4 protein-coding genes are annotated in these 3,527 nt (G+C 59.8%); all 4 read right to left on the bottom strand.

The annotated features are described in order from the left end of the window. Positions 1-348 (bottom strand): hypothetical protein (locus ABJK70_RS22000; protein ID WP_347259138.1); only part of this gene is annotated, 348 nt, incomplete at its 3' end. Further along, entirely contained in the window at positions 345-1,829 is a 1,485-nt protein-coding gene (locus ABJK70_RS21995; protein WP_347259137.1) for a hypothetical protein, read from the bottom strand. The genes ABJK70_RS21995 and ABJK70_RS22000, both read right to left, overlap by 4 nt. A 10-nt stretch (positions 1,830-1,839) precedes the next feature. Then, on the bottom strand, positions 1,840-2,955 hold the full coding sequence (locus ABJK70_RS21990; RefSeq protein ID WP_077729000.1) for a prenyltransferase/squalene oxidase repeat-containing protein: 1,116 nt from the start codon (positions 2,953-2,955) through the stop codon (positions 1,840-1,842). A gap of 31 nt (positions 2,956-2,986) precedes the next feature. Further along, positions 2,987-3,527, bottom strand: a 541-nt coding sequence (locus ABJK70_RS21985) for a hypothetical protein (protein ID WP_347259136.1), incomplete at its 5' end; no start/stop codon positions are given.

Raw genomic sequence — 3,527 nt, 5'->3', positions numbered from 1 at the left:
GGCCAGAAGCGCCGACGAGAATGCGAGAGCCGCCGCCAATCCTCTCGCCAACATCCATGCATCCGCGGCACCGCCTGCCCAAACGAGGGTAAGCAAGGGAAGCGGCACGAGCCAGAACGCCAGCATTCCTTGGGCGTGTTCAATCGGATCATTCTCGACCGGCATCGTTGCCATCAGCGCCGCCGCGCAAGCTTGAACCAGCCACAACGCTTCGACGGCAGTTCTCAACGTCTCATCCGTTTTCGCCGACGCTGCCGTCGAATCCGACATTAATTGTCCGGCCGTCCAGATCAGTACGGGTCCGCAGCACAACAGCGCCATCAACAAACCGAAGCGAACCGAATTCATAAGCGGGCCTTGATAAGCAGCCATTCCGCATCGCCCGGCACTTCGTTCCCGCGCCACAGGCGCGATGCATAGGGAATAAGCAGCGCCGCCATCCGATCCCGATTTAGGTAGGGGCGCAGCTTGTAGGCTTCGGGACTGTCAGGAGCGACCGGAGCTTGGTTCTCGGCAGACCAGCGCTCGCCGGGACGCAATGACGGCAGAGCGAACAGCTTGCCGTCCCAGGCTAGCAGTCCAGCCGGCTGAGTCGTTCCGCCGGGATTCGCGACGGCGACGGCATCCTGGTCGAGATCGAGCGTCAATGGCGGATGGAATCGGCGGATGGTTCCCCGAAACAGCAGCTCGTCGTACGAAAACAATTCGGTCTTTAGCGCCAGCCCGTGAGTTTCGGGCCGGTCGATGTCCAATTGAATGTCCGGGTAGGTCTCTGCCTTCGGTAGCCAGAATTTGATCGGCGCCGGCAGCCTGCCTCGCCAGCGGCCGGTGCCCGACACGGTCAGGAGCGCGACGAAACGGGCGTTGTCGTCTCCCACGCTGGTTTCGGTCCAGCCGGTCAGCCGCATCTCCGGCGGCTTGCCGGTCAGCAAAGCCGCGGCCAAGGCGCTGAAAGCCAAGGGCAATAAAAACAGGGGCCAGGGACGCGACGATGTGAGGCCGGCCACGCTCAAGGCGGTGAAATAACAAAACAATAGAACGGCCGCCGTGCGCAAGGCCATGGGAGGCTGCGCCGCGGACAAATCCCGGAGATCTTGAATGCCGGGCAGAGACGGCTGCGCGCGGTCGAGCAGTTCACCGGCAAGCTCCGCCCCCTGGCCGGGATGTTCGGCGCGGATAGCGAACGCACCTCCGCATCCCGCCTCGGCTTCGAGGTTTTCCCAGGTTTCCTCCGCTCCCAGAAATACGAGACGCCCGCAATCCCGGAGATAGTCCGACAGAGCCTCGAACTGCTCCGGATCGAGCTCGGCGAATTCCCGGTCGCCCAGGAGAATCATGTCGACGACCTGGTAGGATTGAGCCATTCTGGGCAAGTCGGACGCGTGCGCGCTTATGACCGCGGCGGTTCCGGCCAGGGATTCCAATAGGCTATTTGTCTCGACGCCTTCGGCCGCGACCGCCACCGCCCTGCCGCTGATCGGGTACGAGGCCGCGATCTCCGCTTCGAAAGTCCGACGGTTCGGCAGGAAACCGCTTATCCGAATCGGTTGTTCCGCGGACGGCGTGACGGGTATCGAGATAAACCGGGGAGTGCCGGGGTCTACCGCTAATGCCGCGTCGATCGGGGCCGTATCTCCGGAGACGAGCCGAACGGCGGCCCTGCCTCCCTCGGCGGAAATCAGGGTGAGCCCGATCTCGGTCCGGACGCCGCTCCGAAAATACCCGCCCCAAGCGATTTTCGCTGTCAGTTGTTCCGGCTCGTCCGCTCCCGCGTCGAGGCTCAACGCCAAGAAGACGGGAAGCAACTTCAGAAGCGGACGGCCGATCATCGCGTCAAACTCAGCGCACTGCCAAATTGAGCGCAATGATGCTCCATGCCGTGACCAGATTCTTGTCGCCCTCCCACCATTTCGTGGTCGAGTTGACCCAGGAACCGTCTGGATTCTGAAGGCTGACGAGCTTGCGCATCAAATCTTCCCGCCAATTGTGCTTGCTTCCTTTCCCGTCGGTAATTTCCGCTTCCCCGTAGGCGTACATGCTCTTCGCAAAAGCGTTGTAATAGTAATAAAGACCCTGCTTATTAGGCGCTCCGGGATTTTCGTCGACGCTGTAATGGTTACGAATCCAGTCGTAAGCCGCCTGAACGCGCGGATCTTGCTTGTCCGCGCCGGCAAACAGCAGGCTGAGCAGACCCGCGTGGGTCATGCCGCCATAGGAGGCGGTGGCTTCGTGCGGGCTGTATCCGGGCATATAGGTAAAGCCGCCGTCGTTGGCTGCCCAAGTCTGGTCGTTGCTTTCGCTGCGGTTTTGACAGCGGTTGATGAACACCAGGGCTTTTTCCCAGGCCGGGTCCTTGGGATCCAAGGCCGTGGCTTTCAGCGACTCGAGCGCCAGGTAGGCGTTGGAGAGGTCGGGGCGTTCATCGCCGCCATAGCCTATGCCGCCATAATATTTATGGTCCTTCGAATAGCCCTCCCCCTCGTCGATCAGATGTTTTTTCAGGAAACTCTGGCCGCCTTTGATGGCCTCTTGATACTTCGGATTTCCGGTGGCCTGAAGCGCCGTAATGGCGACTGCTGTGTTGTAGCTCAGATTCTGCATTTCACCGCTGATCGCCCCGTCCTCTCGAACACGGGATAGAACGTATTGGACAGGCTTGGTAATGAAGGCGCCGTCGTCCTCGGTGTATTTCCGGGGGCTTTCCAAAAATGCCCGCAGCGCCAGGGCGGTTATGCCGACGTTCTTGGACCAGGAACCATCTTCCGCCTGATTCTCGCGCAGATAATGAAGTCCTCGATCGATGGCACGCTTGGCCTCTTCCGCGAGCTTTTCATCCTGCTGCATCACGGTCTTTTCGATGGTTTTCCGTGACGTCGATTTATTCGTTTCCTTGGCGGCAGCGGAAACCGTCGTCGCCGACATCATCAACGCGACCAATATAGGCAGATATTTCATGGTTTGGCTCTTTATTCGGATTAACGGACGATTACGTATCATGTTGGAATTTTCCAAACGGTTCGTTCGGACTGCTTTTCCGGAATCGGCGGTCTATCCGTACCGCAGCCAGGCACAGGAATCCGTAAACGAAAATCAGTAGGCCCGCCGAAGGGTATTCGTATCGATGCATGGCGTAGGCCGTGTGCTTGTAGAACCAGGGGCTCCGCAAGTAATCGTAGTCCAGCGCCACGGCAAAGCAGGTGGGCGGGCTCATGGCCAATGCCAGATCCATCAACGGGCTGTGCTCGCCCGACCATTCCAGCCATGGGCTCAGCCATATTGGCGATGAGGCGCAGAGTATCGTCAGAGCCGCGACGAGAACGCCGGCGCGAGCTTGTGAAAAACGTCGGTCGATCACGTGTCTCAAGAGAAGAATTGTGGCTTGGATCAGTCCGATGGCCAGACCGAGCCGAATGACCAGCGGCAGGGCCAGGGTGACCGAAACCACGAGCCAAAACGCAAAGACGCTAATGGCGGCTCCGGAACTCCAGACGAAAATGGCCAGGAGCGGGCTAGAACAAACCGACGAT

Source organism: Methylocaldum sp., assembly GCF_039794385.1.
GTDB lineage: Bacteria > Pseudomonadota > Gammaproteobacteria > Methylococcales > Methylococcaceae > Methylocaldum.
This window is presented reverse-complemented; position numbering and strand designations above follow the sequence as displayed.

What these genes read in the sequence shown, in the direction of transcription:
- ABJK70_RS21995 (WP_347259137.1), bottom strand. Translation starts at nt 1,829, where the DNA reads ATGATCGGCCGTCCGCTTCTGAAGTTGCTTCCCGTCTTCTTGGCGTTG.
- ABJK70_RS21990 (WP_077729000.1), bottom strand. Translation starts at nt 2,955, where the DNA reads ATGAAATATCTGCCTATATTGGTCGCGTTGATGATGTCGGCGACGACG.